The organism is Photobacterium sp. AWH4_225, from assembly GCF_056158405.1.
The window spans coordinates 369,106-388,354 of the sequence record NZ_JBSWTF010000001.1; the positions used below are offsets into that span (position 1 = coordinate 369,106).

The window sequence follows — 19,249 nt, forward strand, 5'->3', positions numbered from 1 at the left end:
GATTCTTATTTTTCGAGAGCGTGTTCAAGCGAAATGCAGGACACGTTGTAGTTCAGCGAGGCTGGTTGTGCCTTGGCAGAGTTTTTCGACTCCGGCTTGTTTAAGGGTGATCATGCCATGCTGGCAGGCAATATCTTCCAGCTCCAAGGTACTGGCACCTTGCATCAGTGCTTGTGACAGCGGCCTTGAGAAGGGCATAACTTCATAAATGCCGACCCGCCCCAGATAGCCTTTGTTGCAGTCATCGCAACCATTCGAACTGGCTTTGAACAGCTCGGCATCGGTTGGGATATCTAGTTTTGCGCGCAGTAACGGGTCGAGATCGTCCGGTTCTTTGCAAAGGTGACATAGCCGTCTGGCAAGGCGCTGGGCGATGATCAGGCTAAGCGATGACGCCAAATTGAAATCCTCGATCCCCATATTGGTCAGGCGAGTAATAGTTTCTGCCGCTGAGTTAGTATGCAGGGTTGATAGCACCAAGTGACCGGTTTGTGCTGCTTTAACCGCAATACCGCCGGTTTCGAGATCGCGGATCTCCCCCACCATCACCACATCCGGATCCTGACGCAGAAAAGCCCTGAGCGCCTCGGCAAAACCAAGCCTTGTGGTTGGGTTGATCTGGACCTGGTTGATCCCCGGTAAGTTGATCTCAATTGGATCTTCGGCGGTCGAAATGTTGCGTGCTTCGGTATTGAGAATTTTCAGCCCCGAATAGAGCGAAACAGTTTTGCCGCTTCCGGTTGGTCCGGTCATCAGGATCATCCCTTGCGGCTGGTTTAATGCATCAAGGTAGGCTTGTTTTTGACCCTCGTTATAACCGAGGTGGTCGATATCTAACTTGCTGCTACTACCATCGAGGATCCGTAATACGATTTTCTCGCCCCACATGGTTGGCAGGGTCGATACCCGAAGATCAATCGATACGGTATCGGAGAGCTTGAGTTTGATCCGGCCATCCTGCGGAACTCGCCGCTCGGCAATATTGAGCCGCGACATCACCTTGAGACGGGTAGACAAGCGACGGGATAGATTAGCCGGAGGCGTCGCATACTGGTGCAAAATGCCGTCGCAGCGAAAGCGGATCCGGTAGTGTTTCTCGTAAGGCTCGAAATGGATATCTGAAGCTTGTTTGCGCAGGGCATCAAGTAGGGTTTGGTTGATATAACGAGTTACCGGCGCATTGTCGTTGCTGAGATCTGTAGTTTCATCAACCAGCTCGCCATCACTGAGCTCAACCAGTTCAGTCAGCTCGGTTTCGCTGATCCCGCGCTGCGGTGCATGTTGCTCAGTCCCTTTGAGCTCGCTACCGTAGACTCTGCGGATTGCCGCTTCGAGCTGCTTGTATTCGAGCAACATCGGTTCGACATGCTTGCCAGTGGCAAATCGAAACTCGTCGAGGGCATCAAGGTAGGTGGGATCAGCCAAGCCGATAAACAGGGTGTTGTCGGTAGCACTTAATGGCAGCACCCGGTGACGCAAGATCAAATCACGCAGGTTAAGGCTCTTGCAGCATTCAGCATAGTCATATTGGTGGGCGTCAACTAGCGCGACGGCAAAAATGATTTCCAGCTGGCGGGCTAAATCCTGACTGGTCATGATCCCGAGGCCAATTAACGCCGCAGGTACAGACAGTTTCTCTGCCTGTACCTGATCAATCACCTGTTGCAGCTGCACCGGGCTGATCAGCTCAGCCTGGTGCAGAATTGAAGCGAGGTTGGTGTGCATTGATTAGCTCTTAGGACAGAAGTCTTCTTTTCCTGTGCCGTCACAAGTAATCTTCCATACAACACCACTGGAATCTGACTTAGGAGTTACTCTAATTTCAGCATCTATTGGTAATGGTCCTTTAGTACTATTGGCAGGAATATCCGCTAAAACAAAGGTACCATCAACAACTGACACAACACCTGTGTTATTAATTGTTGCCGTAACTGTTGAGGCTATTTGGAACTTATCCCCATCCCCTTTATCGAAAGTTTGTGTTGTTGGAACTCCATTATTTCCGCTTGTACAGTCAATGGTGTTTCCCCCTGATGAAACAGAAATGTTTCCATTTAATAGGCAGACACCTACAGCTGTTTTCATTGCTGTAGTAGCATTCAACATTTCTGTGGCATGGGCTCGCTTGGTATAGTTTTGGTAAGCGGGCATTGCAAATGCTGCCAGTACGCCAATAATCGCCACCACTATCATCAACTCAATCAGCGTAAAGCCTTTTTGTCCTTTCATTGTTGTTGTCCTTGTTTTTGTTGCCATGATTTTTCTGTGGGTTCAGCATACGCCTGATATGCAACGGGTTTTAATGGTGGCGAGGAGTTGCTGGAAATACTTTGAAAAAATGATCAAAGACTTACAGTTGTTGCAGAGAGTTTTGCGAGAAGGAATGTAGCTAGGGGCTATTGGCGCTAGGCGAGTGGAGAAGAGCTTACAGCCGCCGAGAAAGTGAGCAAAATATCAAGGAAGGGAGAAGGGGCAATGGAAGCTGAAGGTGAGATTAGAGCCTATTAAATAAACGTTAAGCCAGAGGCAAGGACTTCATACTAAGTCCGGTAGTACGACGCCGAGCGCCAATAGCCACTTGCCTCTAGCCTGAGTTACTTAAACCGCTTATTTGAAACGCATGGACAAATCCATTGCCTTGAGATGCTTGGTCAGCGCACCAACGGAGATGTAATCGACACCGGTTTGGGCAAACTCGCGGATGGTTTCTAGCGTTACGTTGCCGGAGTTCTCCAGCGCTGCGCGGCCTGCGTTGATTTTGACGGCTTCGCGCATCATGTCGGTGGTGAAGTTATCGAGCATGATGATGTCGGCACCGGCATCGATGGCTTGTTGTAGCTCTTCCAGTGACTCGGTTTCCACTTCCACTGGTTTGCCCGGGTTGAGTTGCTTGGCGGTGCTGATCGCTTGCTCGATACCGCCGCAGGCGATGATGTGGTTTTCCTTGATCAGGTAGGCATCGAACACACCGATACGGTGGTTGTAGCCGCCGCCGCAGGTTACGGCATATTTTAGTGCGCTGCGAAGGCCCGGAATCGTCTTGCGGGTATCCAGCAGGCGGCAATCCGTCCCTTCCAACTGCTTGGCGTACTCGGCTACTGTGGTGGCACAGCCTGACAGGGTCTGGATGAAGTTCATTGCGTTACGCTCGCCGGTCAGCAGAATGCGAGATGGGCCACGCAGGGTGCATAGGGTCTGGTTCGGCTCGACCTTGTCGCCGTCTTGAACATGCCACTCAATGCTGACTTCACCGCCAAGCTGGCGGAACACTTCCTCGGCCCACATCTGGCCGCAGAAAATACCGTGCTCGCGAGTGATGATAGTGGCGACCCCTTGGGCATCCGCCGGGATCAAGCCGGCCGTCACATCGCGGCTGGCATCTATCTCGCCACCGAGGTCTTCACGCAGGGTGTCGGCAACGGCGCGGGTAATTTCGAGGGGAAGCTGCTGTTTAAGGTAATTCAAGCGCGATTCGCTGTCGTGCTTCTTTTCCATTTGAGTCATGACAAATCCGTAGCAAGGTTAGCTGCTGAAGAGGGGCGGGGAGTGCCCTTGTGTTTTCTGGCGCAGATGATACCGCGATGTGGGGCGAGATCCTAGGTGCGAGTTCCTAGTTCCTGGGAAAAGCGGGGAAAGATGGTGCTAGGACCTAGGAGGTGCAGTTCCTAGGAAAAGTAGGAAGGGCAATAAATAAGAGCGAGGAGCTTGACGTATAATCACGATCAGTAAATGCTTTACGGACCAAGGACCAAGGACCAAGGACCAAGGACCAAGGACCTCTCTAGGAACCAGGATCTCGCCTCTAGGATCTCAATAAAATGTTAACAATTAACCAAGACCACTGGCTGGAAGGGATCAAGCATGTGCCTTCGCCATTTCATGATGCCAGGCCGGATAGTGACGATATATCGCTGCTAGTTGTACATAATATCAGCTTGCCGCCGGGCCAGTTCGGTGGGCCGTATATCGAACAGCTATTTACCGGCACCCTAAAACCTGACGAACATCCCTATTTCGAGTTAATTTCCGGTTTTCGAGTCTCGGCTCACTGTCTAATCAGGCGAAATGGCGATATTATCCAGTTTGTTCCGTTTGACTGTCGGGCTTGGCATGCGGGTGTGTCGACATTTGCAGGCCGTGACAAGTGCAATGACTATTCGATCGGAATTGAACTGGAAGGAACGGACACCCTGCCATATACCCAAGCCCAGTACGATACCCTTGCCGTACTCACCCGGGTGCTGCTTGAAAACTACCCCCGCATGGAAGCCAGCCGGATCACCGGCCATGAGTTCATCGCCCCCGGTCGCAAAACCGACCCGGGCTTAGCATTTGATTGGCTTGCCTATAAGTCTTCAATATTGCTCAAGTAATCGCCAATCAGGGCGACTGCTGATGGGAAAACTGGCGAGAAAATGTAACAAATAATTGGTCTGACCATTGGTTGTTTTCTCGTCAAACATTGCCCTAACCCCTGTTGACTACTAGTGTTTGTCATGTTTTAACAAGTTTTCATAATTTGAAATTTTTGTTAAATCACCCCTCATTCTATGATTTCAATCAAGTTGTCGGTAGACATCCTCAATTATTTCTGTAAACTTTCCTTCCATAGTTAAATTGGTAATACCAATTATCCGCATTCCGGACTACCTTGAAACGTATAAGTACAACCAAGAACGAATAACGAATGACTTATAAACGAATCCGCCAACCCAAGCTCTCCGATGCTATCGAGCAGGAACTGGAGCATCTGATCCTCGAGGGAATCCTATCCCCGGGTCAGCAGCTGCCGCCTGAGCGTGAGCTTGCCAAGCAATTCGATGTTTCTCGCCCGTCTGTCCGTGAAGCTATCCAGCGCCTAGAAGCAAAAAAACTGCTCACGCGCCGCCAGGGTGGCGGTACCTTTGTGACCGAAAAGCTATGGCAGAGCTTTTCCGAGCCATTGTTGGAACTCCTATCCGCCCACCCAGAGACCCAGCTAGATTTACTGGAGTCACGCCACGCCCTTGAGGGCCTGGCTGCCTACTACGCCGCCCTTCGCGGCAACGAAGAAGATTTTACCCGTATCCGTGACTGCCATTCACGTATACAGGACGCCCAGCAGCAAGGTGATTTGCCGGCCGAAGCCGCCGCCGTGATGCAATACCTAATAGCGGTGACCGAGTCCGCTCACAACGTGGTATTGCTCCATATCATCCGCAGCCTTGCCCCTCTGCTGGAGCAAAACGTATTACAAAACTTTGAGCTCCTGAACCGTCGCCCAGAAGTGGTGGAAAAGGTGCGCAATCATCGAGCCAACATTGTCCAGGCGATTGTTTCGGGTGAGCCCGTACAGGCCCGCGAAGCATCGCATGCACATTTGGCTTATATCGAGGAAACCTTGTTGGATTTATCGCGTGAAGACAGTAGACGAGAACGCTCTCTTCGACGCATTCAACAACGCAAGGACGGGCTGGATTAGTACCCCTCATATAAGCCGAGGGCACTAGTAAACAGTCGCGACATTGTTAGTTTTGTAGATTATCAACGAAAGGATAGATCGCATGTCTGAAGTCATGAAAAATGACGTGGACGCACTGGAAACTCAAGAGTGGCTAGCAGCCCTTGAGTCAGTCGTTCGTGAAGAAGGTGTAGAACGCGCCCAGTACCTACTTGAGCAAGTACTGGACAAGGCTCGTCTTGATGGCGTAGATATGCCAACCGGTATCACTACCAACTACATCAACACCATCCCATCAGATCAAGAACCAGCTTACCCTGGTGACACAACGCTTGAGCGCCGTATCCGCGCGATCATCCGTTGGAACGCAGCTATGATCGTACTGCGCGGCTCTAAGAAAGACCTAGAGCTTGGCGGTCACATGGCTTCATTCCAGTCTGCTGCTGCGTTTTACGAGACGTGTTTCAACCACTTCTTCCGTGCTCCGAACGAGAAGGACGGTGGTGACCTAGTTTATTACCAAGGCCACATTGCCCCTGGTATCTACTCTCGTGCATTCGTTGAAGGTCGTCTGACTGAAGAGCAGCTAGACAACTTCCGTCAGGAAGTAGATGGTAAAGGTATCCCTTCATACCCGCACCCTAAACTAATGCCTGAGTTCTGGCAGTTCCCGACCGTATCTATGGGTCTGGGTCCAATCTCTGCTATCTACCAAGCACGTTTCCTTAAGTACCTAGACGGCCGTGGCCTGAAAGATACCAAAGAGCAGCGCGTATACGCGTTCCTGGGTGACGGTGAGATGGATGAGCCAGAATCACGTGGTGCTATTTCTTTCGCTGCGCGTGAGAAACTGGACAACCTATGCTTCCTAATCAACTGTAACCTACAGCGTCTTGACGGCCCGGTAATGGGTAACGGCAAGATCATCCAAGAGCTAGAAGGCCTATTTAAAGGTGCTGGCTGGAATGTGGTTAAAGTTATCTGGGGTAACAACTGGGATTCTCTACTGGCGAAAGACACCTCTGGTAAGCTGCTTCAGCTTATGAACGAGACTATCGACGGTGACTACCAGACATTCAAGTCGAAAGACGGCGCTTACGTACGTGAGCACTTCTTCGGTAAATACCCAGAAACAGCTGCACTAGTTGCAGACATGACTGACGACGAAATCTTCGCGCTTAAGCGTGGTGGTCATGAGTCATCTAAGCTGTTCGCGGCATACAAGAACGCGGCAGAAACCAAAGACCGTCCAACTGTTATCCTGGCTAAGACTGTTAAAGGTTACGGCATGGGTGAAGCAGCTGAAGGTAAGAACATTGCGCACCAGGTTAAGAAGATGGATATGTCTTCTGTTATGCACCTGCGTGACCGCCTAGGCCTACAAGACCTAGTATCTGACGAAGAAGTGAAGAACCTGCCTTACCTGAAACTGGAAGAAGGTTCGAAAGAGCACGAGTACCTACACGCTCGTCGTAACGCACTTCACGGCTACACGCCACAGCGTCTGCCAAACTTCACTGAAGAACTAGTGATCCCTGAAGTTGAAGAGTTCAAGCCGCTGCTAGAAGAGCAGAAGCGTGACATCTCTACAACAATGGCATTCGTTCGTGCGCTAAACGTTCTACTTAAGAACAAGAACATTGGTAAGAACATCGTTCCTATCATTGCTGACGAAGCACGTACTTTCGGTATGGAAGGTCTGTTCCGTCAAATCGGTATCTACAACCCGCACGGCCAGCAGTACACCCCGCAGGACCGTGACATCGTTTCTTACTACAAAGAAGCAACTTCGGGCCAGGTACTACAGGAAGGTATCAACGAGCTAGGTGCAATGTCTTCATGGGTTGCTGCGGCAACGTCATACAGCACCAACGATCTTCCAATGATCCCGTTCTACATCTACTACTCAATGTTCGGCTTCCAGCGTGTGGGCGACATGGCGTGGATGGCAGGTGACCAGCAGGCACGTGGTTTCCTACTAGGTGCGACAGCAGGTCGTACTACCCTGAACGGCGAAGGTCTACAGCACGAAGACGGTCACAGCCACATCATGGCTAACACTGTTCCTAACTGTATCTCTTACGACCCAACGTTCGCTTACGAAGTTGCTGTGATCATGCAAGACGGTATCCGTCGCATGTACGGCGAGCAAGAGAACGTGTTCTACTACCTAACGGTAATGAACGAAAACTACGCGATGCCAGCAATGCCAGAAGGCGCTGAAGAAGGCATCCGTAAGGGTATCTACAAGCTAGAATCTTACGCGGGTGATAAGTCTAAAGTTCAGCTAATGAGCTCGGGCACAATCATGAACGAAGTTCGTAAAGCAGCACAGATCCTAAGCGACGACTACGGTATCGCTTCTGACATCTACTCTGTGACGTCTTTCAACGAACTAACCCGTGAAGGTCAAGACGTAGAGCGCTTCAACATGCTTCACCCAGAAGCTGAAGCGAAAGTACCGTACATCGCACAGGTTATGGGCACTGAGCCTGCAATCGCTGCAACTGACTACATGAAGAACTACGCAGAACAAGTTCGCGCGTTCATGCCTTCTGAGTCTTTCAAAGTACTTGGTACTGACGGTTTCGGCCGCTCTGACAGCCGTGCGAACCTACGCCGCCACTTCGAAGTTAACGCTGGCTACGTAGTTGTTGCTGCACTGACTGAACTGGCTAAGCGTGGTGATGTTGAGAAATCTGTAATTGCTGAAGCAATCGCGAAGTTCGACATCGACGCTGACAAGATCAACCCGCTATACGCGTAAGAGGCAAATTAAACATGGCAATCGAAATTAATGTACCTGACATCGGTGCGGATGAGGTTGAAGTAACTGAGATTCTTGTTAGCGTTGGCGACAAGGTTGAAGAAGAGCAGTCTCTGATCACTGTAGAAGGCGACAAGGCTTCTATGGAAGTACCAGCTTCTCAGGCGGGTATCGTTAAAGAAATCAAAGTGGCTGAAGGCGACAAGGTTTCTACCGGTTCTCTAATCATGATTTTCGAAGCCGAGGGTGCTGCAGCTGCAGCACCTGCTCCTGCGGCTGAAGCAGCGCCTGCTGCTCCAGCTCCAGCAGCAGCGGCTCCTGCTACTTCAGAGCTTAAAGAAGTTCACGTACCGGATATCGGTGGCGACGAAGTAGAAGTAACTGAAATCATGGTTGCAGTTGGCGACAGCATCGAAGAAGAGCAGTCTCTTCTTACTGTTGAAGGCGACAAGGCATCAATGGAAGTACCTGCACCATTCGCCGGTACTCTGAAAGAGATCAAAGTAGCGGCAGGCGATAAAGTATCGACTGGCTCTCTTATCATGATCTTCGAAACTGCAGGTTCTGCACCTGCAGCAGCTCCAGCAGCAGTAGAAGCGCCAGCGGCAGCTCCTGCAGCGGCAGCTGACCAAGAAGTTAACGTACCGGACATCGGTGGCGACGAAGTAGAAGTGACTGAAATCATGGTAGCTGTTGGCGACATGATTGAAGAAGAGCAGTCTCTTATCACTGTAGAAGGTGACAAGGCTTCTATGGAAGTACCTGCACCGTTCGCTGGTAAGGTTAAAGAAATCAAGATTGCAGCTGGCGACAAAGTGTCAACTGGCTCGCTAATCATGGTATTCGAAGTGGCGGGCGCAGCACCTGCAGCGGCTCCGGCTCCTGCGGCAGCAGCTCCAGCGCCAGCAGCGGCACCTGCTCCAGCAGCAGCTCCTGCGGCGGCAGCACCAGCTTCAGCTGGCGACTTCCAGGAAAACAACGAGTACGCTCACGCGTCTCCAGTTGTTCGCCGTCTAGCTCGCGAGTTCGGTGTTAACCTGTCTAAGGTTAAAGGTACTGGCCGTAAGAACCGTATCCTGAAAGAAGACGTTCAAAACTTCGTTAAAGATGCGCTTAAGCGTCTTGAGTCTGGTGCTGCGGCATCTGGCAAGGGCGACGGCTCTGCACTTGGCCTACTACCATGGCCGAAAGTTGACTTCAGCAAGTTCGGTGAGACTGAAACTAAGCCTCTTTCTCGCATCAAGAAGATCTCTGGCGCTAACCTGCACCGTAACTGGGTAATGATCCCTCACGTTACGCAGTGGGACAACGCAGATATCACTGAGCTAGAAGCATTCCGTAAAGAGCAGAATGCTATCGAAGCGAAGAAAGATACGGGCATGAAGATCACTCCGCTTGTATTCATCATGAAAGCGGTAGCGAAAGCTCTTGAAGCCTTCCCAGCGTTCAACTCTTCGCTGTCTGAAGACAACGAAAGCTTGATCCTGAAGAAGTACGTAAACGTGGGTATCGCAGTTGATACACCAAACGGCCTGGTTGTTCCTGTCTTCAAAGACGTGAACAAGAAAGGTATTTACGAGCTATCTGAAGAGCTAATGGCAGTGTCTAAGAAGGCACGTGCAGGCAAGCTAACTGCTGCTGACATGCAGGGTGGCTGTTTCACCATCTCAAGCCTAGGCGGTATCGGCGGTACTGCGTTCACACCAATCGTGAATGCACCAGAAGTTGGTATCCTGGGTGTATCTAAGTCTGAAATGAAGCCTGTGTGGAACGGCAAAGAGTTCGAACCACGCCTACAACTTCCTCTGTCTCTATCATACGACCACCGTGTGATCGATGGCGCGGAAGGTGCTCGCTTCATCACATACCTGAACGCGTGTCTGTCTGACATTCGCCGTCTGGTACTTTAAGGTTTCCTAACCCAACCTCCATGCCTGCAAAAGCGGGCATGGAAGTGTTGTGTAGCTCACAGGCTATAGCAATTTACTTTTCAGTTTGTTAACACCTCTGTAAAATCGTTAGCCAGCTGAAACAAAAAAAGTAGAACACGAATACTTAGCCTGTTAGGGATAAAAGACTTACAACGAGGTCATGATGAGTAAAGAAATTAAAGCCCAGGTAGTGGTGTTGGGTTCAGGCCCTGCAGGATACTCTGCGGCATTCCGTTGCGCCGACCTAGGCCTAGACACGGTTCTAATCGAAAAATACAGCACGCTTGGTGGTGTATGTCTAAACGTGGGCTGTATCCCATCTAAAGCCCTGCTTCACGTTGCTAAAGTAATCGAAGAAGCTAAAGCGATGGCCGATCACGGTATCGTATTTGGTGAGCCACAGACTGATATCTCTAAGATCCGTCTATGGAAAGAAAAAGTAATCAACCAGCTAACTGGCGGTCTTGGCGGCATGGCTAAGATGCGTAAAGTTAACGTAGTTAACGGCTACGGTAAGTTTACTGGTCCTAACACTATCGTTGTGGAAGGCGAAGAAGGTCAAACGACTATCAACTTCGACAACGCTATCGTTGCGGCAGGTTCTCGTCCTATCGAGCTACCTTTCATCCCGCACGAAGACCCACGTATCTGGGACTCAACTGACGCGCTTGAGCTGAAAGAGGTTCCTGAGAAGCTACTTGTCATGGGTGGCGGTATCATCGGCCTTGAAATGGGTACGGTATACCACGCGCTGGGTTCAGAGATCGACGTGGTTGAGATGTTCGACCAGGTTATCCCTGCCGCTGACAAAGACATCGTTAAAGTCTTCACCAAGCGCATCAAGAAGAAATTCAACCTGATGCTAGAAACCAAAGTAACCGCTGTTGAAGCGCGTGAAGACGGTATCTACGTATCAATGGAAGGCAAGAAAGCACCTGCTGAGCCTGTACGTTACGACGCAGTTCTTGTGGCAATCGGCCGTGTACCAAACGGTAAGCTGATCGACGCAGAGAAAGCAGGTATCGAAGTTGATGAGCGCGGCTTCATCAACGTTGACAAGCAGATGCGTACTAACGTTGCCCACATCCACGCTATCGGTGACATCGTTGGCCAGCCAATGCTTGCTCACAAAGGTGTGCATGAAGGCCACGTTGCCGCTGAAGTTATCTCTGGTAAGAAGCACTACTTCGACCCTAAAGTTATTCCTTCAATTGCTTACACCGAGCCAGAAGTGGCATGGGTTGGTAAGACCGAGAAAGAAGCGAAAGCAGAAGGCATCAACTATGAAGTGGCGACTTTCCCATGGGCTGCTTCTGGCCGTGCAATCGCTTCTGACTGTGCAGACGGTATGACGAAGATGATCTTCGACAAAGACACTCACCGTGTTATCGGTGGTGCTATCGTAGGTACTAACGGTGGTGAGCTTCTGGGTGAAATCGGTCTGGCGATCGAGATGGGCTGTGATGCAGAGGATATCGCTCTGACTATCCACGCTCACCCAACGCTACACGAATCTGTTGGTCTGGCTGCAGAGGTATTCGAAGGCTCAATCACTGACCTTCCTAACCCGAAAGCGGTTAAGCGCAAGAAGTAATTCTTGCAGCTGTAAAAGATATGAAAAAGCGCCCTAGGGCGCTTTTTTGTTTTTACCTGGGCCAGAGGCTATTGGCAAACGGCTATAGGCAAAAAGATAGGAGCCGTTAGTGGTGGTATTTGGTTGTTTGGATGGACAATTCACCATCGCCCATCGCCCATCGCCCATCGCCCATCGCCCATCGCCAGGAGCCCTAAAACCTAAACCCTCCCTCGGTATCAATATCGAAGACTTGTAGGATTGGCGGTATCGAGGTATCGGTAAACATCACCATCATCAGCAGCGATTCCTGCTGCTTGCCAATTGTCAGGGTTTGGCTTAGCTTACCGCTGTCGGTGACAAACAATAGCAGTTGGGCGTCTGGGTTGGGGGTGGGGGCGCTGCTATCACCGCTCCACTGCTGGTAGAAGCCAACAAAGGCGCGCTGATCGGTAATCGAGCGCAGATCAACATCCACTTCCAGTTGCTGGCTGGTGGTGAAGTCGTAACCGGGAGCCACTTTAATACTCGCCATGGTCACAGTTTCTTCCTCGCTACTTCCGGCATCATCTCCAGGGGAAGAGCCAGAAGAGGCACTGTCGCCGCCTCCGCCGCCCCCACATGCGCTGAGCCCCATTGCCAACAGCCATCCGCATAGTAATCGCTTGTATTGTTTCATTGTTAAACCCTCTTTCTATTCTGAACTTAGTGAATCGAAGCTATGCGGTTACTCAAGACCATATAGATGTTGGCTGACTCGTTTTTCAGAAACGAACCAGTCTGGATGCTCCCCTGTCGTGCAGTAATCAAAGAAACGGGGGTAGGCGAGTAGCATGTCGACCTGCTCCTCTGGGTGGGCCCAGCTTTCCGTGAGGATAAAACCCCATGGCAGGCCGTTCTCGGTTCGATACAGGCTGCCAGCGCCACTGTCGCTGCGGTCGTCGTAGTCGCCCATAAGTTCTAGGCTAGGGTTACCGAGTTGGGTTGGCTCATAGTCGTCGAGGTGGATTTCCAGACCGCGGCCTATTGACGTTCCTTCACCATGGTGCAACCCGTCGACAGCAAAAATAAAGGGATCGAAAGGTGCATTGGGCAGAGAGCTGGTGCTAACACCGTCTTCCAGTGGTACGGTGACAGAGAAGCTAAAGCGCTCGGCTTCCTGACAGGTCTCTTTGGTGCGGTGGAAGCGGCAGCTTGATTGGGTATCTGCGGTGAGGTTCTCCGAGATGATCAATACTACGTTGCCTTGCCCAGCCTCTAGCGGCGAACGGCTAACAGGCTGTCCGTTGACGAGGAAAACGATATTGCCTTCATCCGCGACATTGCGGGCGAGAGATGGAATATGGATCCCGAAACCGTTCTGGTAATCCGCCCCCAGCGCTTGCAGGGTACCTGATATTTTTAGTTGCTTGACGTTATCGGCTTGGTCGGATTTCACCTCGACCTGGTAGCGCATTACCACATCATTGAGATCGTAGTCACCTTCACGCGGCCAGCTGTCTTCAAAGGCGGCAGTGAATGGACCATAATTTGCAGTACTGAATAAGGCATCTTCAAGTGTTACCTGATAGTCTTCGACTTCACCGTCTGGTGCACCACCGAAGGCAGGAAGCTCCTCGGCGCTACTGAAGCGGAAGCGAGCCCAAGTTTCGCCAGCTGTGACTGAGCCGGGAATATTAATGACCAGGGTGTTCATGCCAGCACTTAGTGCTTGACCGCTAAAGATCTGCTCGTTGCTATCGGCAAAGTCACCGTCTTTATTCCAGTCGATCCAGGCATTGAGGAAGCCCGCACCACTGGCTGTGATGTTGGCAAGGGCAGACTCTCCCCCTTGCAAGGTGGTTAGGATCACACCGTCCTCATCATCCACCCCTGTCACATCATCACTGCTACCGGGAGTGGATTCACTGTCTGGCGCGACACCACCGAGGAATAGGGTATTGTTGCTGAGGTCATGTCTGGCACCGTTGTTATCGACCGAGGTTTGGTAGCTGTCCGGTGCGTCTCCTAAGTCGATAGACTCGATGGCCACCGGGGCTGAGGCACATCGCACCCCGTCGTTAAGCCCTGACTTCGGACCGGCGGCAAACTGGGTTGCGGTGGTGTCTATATTGTTGGGATCCGAGATATCGACAGTAAAAATGATACCGTCTTGGTTGCGGCTGAAATAGAAATTGCCACTGGCCTCGAAGTAAGCGGCACCAAAGGTGCCGGTCACTCCGGTATTGCCCAAAATCACTTTGCTACCATCGGTAGGATTGATGCGATAGAGGTGACCCTGCTTATTATCGACCGCATAGATGTTGCCGTCTTCGGGGTGGAAGGCAAAATCGGTCAGCTTCATACTGCCATCACTGCCCTCTACTTTGCTGCCTTTGAGGAAATTTGGGTCGTTTTCGTCGAGTGGGATTTTGTATAGCCCGGAACGGTAGAGGTAATAGGTATTGTTGGCGACATCACCGACATAGAACGGTGAATCCGGCAGGCCGGTGACAGGCAGGGTGGTTGCCTTGAAGTCATTGCCAACTTGAACCACTTTTTTCTGGGTGGTGTTGAAGGCATAAATGAAGTTATCGGTTTCGTTGTATCCGGCAGCGTTGAGGTTCCCTGCCTGACCAATATCCGTTTGCAGGGTCTGGTAGGCACCTGTGAGCAGATTGACACCGTAAACATTGGTCTGTGAATCCTGCATCAGGAAGGCGGTATACGGGCAGGTGTCAAAGGCCGCGCTGTTGGCGTTGTGGCTCCACATCAAAAAAGGCACTACAGAAAGTAAAATTTTTCTATCCATTACAAAAATCCCCCTATGTCTGGAGTGTTCAAATCAACTTTGGTGCCATGATTTTAAATTGTTGTTTTTATTGATTTTTGTTATTTTTGTTAATGGCGTAGAGGGTTACTTTTGCAATTTCTTGGTATGCCGTAGGAAATAGTTTTGTATCTTGCGACGCATTCTGTCGGGAGCCGGGGAGGTTAATGCTGAAATGAATGGACAAAAAAGGAGAGCAAATTGCTCTCCTTTGGATAAAAAAGTACAGACTTTAATCGTACTTGAAAGCTGCGAGATTAAAGCTTGAAGGTGCCCACCATACCATCCAGGCGCTTGGATAGGTCTCGTAGCTCCTGGCTCGATTGTGCCAATTGAGAAGCAGTATCTGCGGTTCGTTGGGTCGTCTCGTTGATATCTTCAATGTTGCAATTGATATCGCTGACCACAGTGGACTGCTCTTCGGTTGCGGTTGCCACCTGAGTGTTCATGTCCGAAATCAGGGTGATACGATCAGAAATCGACAATAGGGCACCTGATGCTTCATCTGCAGCCGAGACACCGTCGGACGTCAGCTGGCGGCTCTGCACCATGGCGTTAACCGCATTGCTGGCTTCTTCCTGCAGGCGGTTGATCATCGCCTGGATTTCATCAGTCGAATCAGCGGTACGACTGGCCAGGCTTCGAACCTCATCGGCCACAACGGCAAAACCTCGGCCTTGCTCACCGGCACGGGCAGCTTCTATTGCAGCGTTAAGCGCCAGCAGATTGGTTTGCTCGGAAATACCGCGTATCACATCAAGGATGCTGCCGATTGCTTGGGTGTTGCTGGCCAGTGATTCAATGACTTCACTGACCTGAGTAACATCATTGGACAGCTGATTGATAGTATCGCGGGCCTGAGTCACTACCTGCTGACCGCTCTGGGTTTCGTTTTCGGCATTTTGCGCGGCATCGGCTGCTTGTGCGGCATTGTTGGCGATTTCGTTAACCGTAGCACCCATCTCGTTAATCGCCGTCACCACCTGGATAGTACGATCACGCTGGCTGTGGCTGGTATCTAGCGTAACTTCAGCCTGGTGGGCGACAGATTCTGCGGCTTCGCGCAGGCTGTTGCCGGTTTCGGCGACTTCTTTGACCGAATAATGGATCTTGCCGATGAAGCTATTGAAGCCCGCCGATAGCTGGGCGATTTCATCGTTGCCGGAGACATCGATACGGTGGCGCAGATCGCCTTCGCCTTCACCGAGATCTTTGAACATTGCTGCCAGGCGTGCAATCGGCTGGGTGATATTGGTACCTAGCCAGATCGCCAGTAGAACGAAGACGGCAGCAATACCGGCGGTCCACAGCATGATTTGCTGGCGGGCTTGGTTGAGTTCGGCAAACGCTTCCTCAAGCGGCAGTTGTGCAACCACATACCAATCCATTGATGGGATGTAACTGGTGGCCACCAATACATCTTTGCCATTGATAGTATGTTGGACGACATTGAAATCATCTTTTGCCATCAAAGTTGCCGCTGCCTGGGCACCATAGAGGTTTGATAGCTTCATTTTGCCCATAACCCCCTTGTCACGGTGGATCTGGACCAGGCCTTGGCTATCGGTAAGGAACACAAAACCCGTTTGTTCCAGTTGGAACTGGTTGATAAAGCGCACCATTTCGCCCAGCGACTTCGATAGGCCGGCCATGCCTTTGCCGTGCAGCTGCTGGTAGTTGACGAACAGTTTTACATCACCGTTATTCTCACGGAAAACGCTCAGCGAGCGGGCTTGGCCGGATTGGGTGAAGTTATAGAACCAAGCATCTTGCTGTGGCGTCAAACGGCGCAGGAAACCGTTCTGGTTCCAGTAATCGCCACTGGTACGATCAGCAATTGAGGCATCGAACAATTGGTACTGGTTTTTGATATCATTCAGCCGCTGGATGATTTTGTTTTCATCGGCTTGCGATCTGCCATCATGATAAAGGTCGGTAATAAAATGGCTGGTGGCCAACTGCTCGGCAGCAGCCAGCATCAGCGACACTTCTTTATCAATGGTATTGCGAACTTGCAGCAGGGTAGCCGGAAGCTCCGACTGCATTAAGCGGTTTTCGACCACTTGCCTTGCTTGCTTTTGGCTTATGATGCCAACTAGCAAGGTTGAAGCGAGAACCGCGAGGACCATAGCTAGGATCAGCTTTTGTTTGATTGTGAATTGGTTGAACTTCATAGTCTTTATAGTTTTGTCTGAAGATGTGAACGTAGCGTGCGTTCACGGAATAAGTAGCCCATGACCCAAGAACAGCCATTTGCGGCAACTCACAGCGTATTGTGTTATCTGCAGTCCTGTTGCAGAACTTTAGTGCTTAGTATCACATTTTTGTGCTTGTTCAGCGTATCTTTTTCTTCTTCCGTGTTTGCCGAAGAGCGGCCTAAGGTCGGGGTGGTGCTCGGTGGCGGTGGTGCCAAAGGCGCGGCCCATATTGGTGTGCTCAAGGCGTTGGAAGATTTGCAGATCCCCGTGGACTATATTGCCGGTACCAGTATGGGAGCGTATGTCGGCGGTTTGTACGCAACCGGGATGAGTGCCGATGAAATTGAAGCCTTGCTGACCAGTGTCGACTGGGAGCAGGGTTATCAAGATAGGGTGATGCGTGGCGACCGCCGGGTACGGGAAAAGCAGCAGGAAGACAGATACCAAGTGACCAGTGAGTTGGGCTTTGGCTTCTGGGAGCTAAAAGCGCCGAGAGGTATTGTTCAGGGCCAGACCATGGGGGAGATCCTACGGACGACCTCGGGCAACCTGCCGGTGTTTGATAGCTTTGACAACATGGTGATCCCATACCGTGCAGTGGCAACAGATATCGAAAACTTAGAGCCTGTGGTGCTTGATAAGGGTGATTTGGCTGAAGTGATGCAGGCCAGTATGTCTATCCCCGGCCTGCTGCCGCCCAAAGAGCTTAATGGCAAGCTATTGGTCGATGGTGGGATCACCGATAACCTGCCGATTGAAGTGGTCCGCAATATGGGGGCCGATATCATTATCGCGGTTGATATTAGTAATGAGTTCAAGAAGCGTGATGAGCTAAGCAACTATTTTGCGGTGATGGATCAGCTGACGGACTTTATGGTGCGTGATAATGCTGACCGCCAGATTGCCCTGCTGTCAGATGAAGACTTTTTGATCCGTCCCAATATTCGCGGGATCAAAACCGCCGATTTTGCCCGTATGCCACTGGCGTTTGAAAGTGGCTATGTCGAAGTGATGGCAATGGCCGATGAGCTTGCTCATCTTGGTCGCAGTACTTGGTTCCAGGACTATGTCGACCACAAGCAGCTGCGCCGCCGCCATCTTGTCCCGCTCGATGAGATGGTAGTTGATGAGATACGGTTGAAAAACAACAGTAGCTACTCTGATGAAGTATTGCTTGAGCGCATGCAGCTGGAGGCCGGTAAGGTGATCAGCTCTGAAGAGCTGGACGAGAGTGTGCGCAGCCTCTATGCCTTGGATCGTTTTGAGCGAGTCGACTACCGAATTGAGCAAATCGATGATGAAAATGTCGTCTTGCTTAATGTCCGGGAAAAAAGCTGGGGGCCGAATTTTATCGATTTTCGCTTTGCCCTCGAAGATGACTTTGAAAACAGTACCGATTATTCCTTCGGTATTGCATTCAATGTTACCGGTCTTAGCCGAGCTGGGGCGGAGTGGCGTACCGAGTTGGAATACGGCTCGGATAAGCGTATTGCAACCGGGCTGTACCTACCGTTTGTCAAAGACAACGACTGGTTTTCTTTGATAACCGCTGAGTATAAAAATACTGATTACAATATCCCGACATTCGGCGAAGAGCCTGCTTTGGAAGATATTGATACCTTCCTGCCTGCCACTTACACCGATACTGTTTTTGATGCTTCGTTTGGTTGGCAGCCAACACTTTGGCAGGAGTTTCGGATCGGGATGCGCTACCTCAGCGGTGAGACTGAAATACTCGGTTTACCGGATCTTGGGGTTGATAAACGAAGGAGCCAAATTGGCTATATACGTTACAGCCTCGATACCTTGGATGACTTTATGCTGCCAAAGCAAGGTAATTTGTTAGAGCTAGAGTTCGCGGCATCGGATGATAATAGCCGTTTTCTGGGTGATGATATCGATGACTTCTCGGTGCACCTTGACATGAACTGGAAGGGCGCGGTGACCTATGGTGACCACACCTTCATGGGCAAGGCGGAATATGGCCGGGTGCGTTCAGACTTTGATCTGCGGCTGGATCCTAAGGAATTGGGCGGTTTCCTCAACCTGTCCGGTATTCCTAAAAACAGCTTATCCGGTAACAACAAAATATTCACTGCGGCCATTTATCGCTACAACCTGATGGAGCAAGACTTTGGATTGTTCAAATCCTCGGTCTTCTTTGGCGGATCGGTGGAGTATGGCGGGGTATATAACAACTCTGATCTGAGCTTCAAGGATGTGCCGCTCTATACCGCAGGCAGCTTGTACTCGGGGATCACTACGCCAGTGGGGCCGCTGATCTTGGCGTATGGCCGTACCGAGCAGTCGAACCATGCATTTTATGTCTTCTTTGGTGGTGCGCTCTAATTTAACAGGCTGATATAAGTGGAAGAAAGTCAGCGGTGGCTATTACGCTTGCTTACATTTATTCAAAAATTGTGAATGTTGTAAAAAACGACTGGATTTTAATATTACGTTAAATCTGGTATGCTCGATGAACGGTTTTGGTCTCCGTTGGCTGAAATACTAACATTTCTTATGTGACAGAA

12 protein-coding genes are annotated in these 19,249 nt (G+C 50.7%); 6 read left to right on the plus strand and 6 right to left on the minus strand.

Going from position 1 to position 19,249, the window contains the following annotated elements; all coding sequences use genetic code 11:
* Positions 1-24 precede the first annotated feature (24 nt).
* The 3 genes from pilB to nadC all read right to left on the minus strand — a co-directional run bounded on the left by pilB (position 25) and on the right by nadC (position 3,495).
* Positions 25-1,725: a type IV-A pilus assembly ATPase PilB gene (gene pilB / locus ACXAD4_RS01870; RefSeq protein ID WP_475238254.1), complete on the minus strand. Its 1,701-nt coding sequence runs from the start codon at positions 1,723-1,725 to the stop codon at positions 25-27.
* Positions 1,726-1,728: 3 nt separating this feature from the next.
* Entirely contained in the window at positions 1,729-2,229 is a 501-nt protein-coding gene (locus tag ACXAD4_RS01875; RefSeq protein ID WP_475238256.1) for a pilin, read from the minus strand.
* 378 nt (positions 2,230-2,607) lie between these two features.
* Positions 2,608-3,495: a carboxylating nicotinate-nucleotide diphosphorylase gene (gene nadC, locus ACXAD4_RS01880; protein WP_475242687.1), complete on the minus strand. Its 888-nt coding sequence runs from the start codon at positions 3,493-3,495 to the stop codon at positions 2,608-2,610.
* A 323-nt stretch (positions 3,496-3,818) separates the two neighbouring features.
* On the opposite strand from nadC, the gene ampD reads away from it, so the two are divergent.
* From ampD to lpdA, 5 genes are all read left to right on the plus strand, one after another.
* Entirely contained in the window at positions 3,819-4,373 is a 555-nt protein-coding gene (ampD, locus tag ACXAD4_RS01885; protein ID WP_475238258.1) for a 1,6-anhydro-N-acetylmuramyl-L-alanine amidase AmpD, read from the plus strand.
* A 314-nt stretch (positions 4,374-4,687) separates the two neighbouring features.
* Complete coding sequence (gene pdhR, locus ACXAD4_RS01890) at positions 4,688-5,461, plus strand: pyruvate dehydrogenase complex transcriptional repressor PdhR (RefSeq protein WP_107300054.1); 774 nt, start codon at positions 4,688-4,690, stop codon at positions 5,459-5,461.
* A gap of 82 nt (positions 5,462-5,543) precedes the next feature.
* A complete protein-coding gene (aceE, locus tag ACXAD4_RS01895) occupies positions 5,544-8,207 on the plus strand; it encodes a pyruvate dehydrogenase (acetyl-transferring), homodimeric type (RefSeq protein WP_475238261.1) in 2,664 nt (887 codons plus the stop codon).
* 14 nt (positions 8,208-8,221) lie between these two features.
* Complete coding sequence (gene aceF, locus ACXAD4_RS01900) at positions 8,222-10,117, plus strand: pyruvate dehydrogenase complex dihydrolipoyllysine-residue acetyltransferase (protein ID WP_475238264.1); 1,896 nt, start codon at positions 8,222-8,224, stop codon at positions 10,115-10,117.
* 184 nt (positions 10,118-10,301) lie between these two features.
* Positions 10,302-11,732, plus strand: coding sequence for a dihydrolipoyl dehydrogenase (gene lpdA / locus ACXAD4_RS01905; protein ID WP_107301141.1), 1,431 nt, complete (start codon positions 10,302-10,304; stop codon positions 11,730-11,732).
* A gap of 193 nt (positions 11,733-11,925) precedes the next feature.
* Here the strand turns inward: lpdA and ACXAD4_RS01910 are convergent, their stop codons facing one another.
* The 3 genes from ACXAD4_RS01910 to ACXAD4_RS01920 all read right to left on the minus strand — a co-directional run bounded on the left by ACXAD4_RS01910 (position 11,926) and on the right by ACXAD4_RS01920 (position 16,694).
* Positions 11,926-12,390 (minus strand): hypothetical protein, encoded by a 465-nt coding sequence (locus ACXAD4_RS01910; RefSeq protein ID WP_475238267.1) that lies wholly within the window; start codon positions 12,388-12,390, stop codon positions 11,926-11,928.
* 48 nt (positions 12,391-12,438) lie between these two features.
* Entirely contained in the window at positions 12,439-14,502 is a 2,064-nt protein-coding gene (locus ACXAD4_RS01915) for an LruC domain-containing protein (protein WP_475238268.1), read from the minus strand.
* A 275-nt stretch (positions 14,503-14,777) separates the two neighbouring features.
* Positions 14,778-16,694: a methyl-accepting chemotaxis protein gene (locus ACXAD4_RS01920; RefSeq protein WP_475238269.1), complete on the minus strand. Its 1,917-nt coding sequence runs from the start codon at positions 16,692-16,694 to the stop codon at positions 14,778-14,780.
* A gap of 60 nt (positions 16,695-16,754) precedes the next feature.
* On the opposite strand from ACXAD4_RS01920, the gene ACXAD4_RS01925 reads away from it, so the two are divergent.
* Complete coding sequence (locus ACXAD4_RS01925; RefSeq protein ID WP_475238272.1) at positions 16,755-19,067, plus strand: patatin-like phospholipase family protein; 2,313 nt, start codon at positions 16,755-16,757, stop codon at positions 19,065-19,067.
* The last annotated feature ends 182 nt before the right edge of the window (positions 19,068-19,249 follow it).